The sequence below is a fragment of the Mesorhizobium sp. M0077 genome, from assembly GCF_040322955.1.
GTDB lineage: Bacteria > Pseudomonadota > Alphaproteobacteria > Rhizobiales > Rhizobiaceae > Mesorhizobium.
In genome coordinates this window covers 1-656 of sequence record NZ_JAMYUL010000042.1, presented here as the reverse complement: position 1 = coordinate 656, position 656 = coordinate 1, and the positions used below count along the sequence as shown (strand labels likewise).

General features: G+C 56.9%; 1 protein-coding gene. It reads right to left on the bottom strand.

Annotated features, from left to right (window positions below; translation table 11 throughout):
• Positions 1–89 precede the first annotated feature (89 nt).
• A partial coding sequence (virG, locus tag NKJ57_RS30830) for a two-component system response regulator VirG (RefSeq protein ID WP_352513792.1) occupies positions 90–656 on the bottom strand: 567 nt, incomplete at its 5' end.

Here is a 656-nt window from a genome sequence, read left to right as displayed (position 1 = left end):
GACCGGTAGCTCTCGCTGTAATTGATCAGGCTGGTACTGTTGGAAGGCTTGATCAGCCTCGTCACCCCAATCTCCAGCATAGCTCACTGTCACGCGGCCAACGTGCCTCCGTAGCTAACATCTACGTCAGCGTTGAAGAAGTACCCTGCGCCACGGGATGTTTTGACCAGGCGAGGGTTGGCCGCATCAGCCTCCAGCTTTCGGCGCAAGCGCATGATTAGGACATCGATACTTCGATCGTACACCTCTTCTCCACGCACACGGCTCGCGAGCAAAAGCCGTTCTCTGGATAGCACGTTGCGGGGGTTCTCCAGAAATGCGATCAAGAGATTGAACTCACATGCGGTAAGCTTGACCTCGCCACGCTCCGCACAGATCAGTCGCCGCTGCTTCACGCTGAGCTTCCAGGCCCCAAAGCGAAATGAGCGCTGCTCTCTGGTTCGCGGACTAGAAATGCGCTGGCGTAGCGCTACTCGAATGCGGGCCAGGAATTCGCGCATCCCGAAAGGCTTGGGAATGAAATCGGTTGCGCCGAGCTCCAGTGCAACCACTTTTTCCGCCTCATCAAGCCGGTCGCCGCTGATCACTATGATAGGAACATCCGATTTTGTCGCCAGATTGCGGACGATCGCAAGTCCATCCTCCCGGCCTAGGTT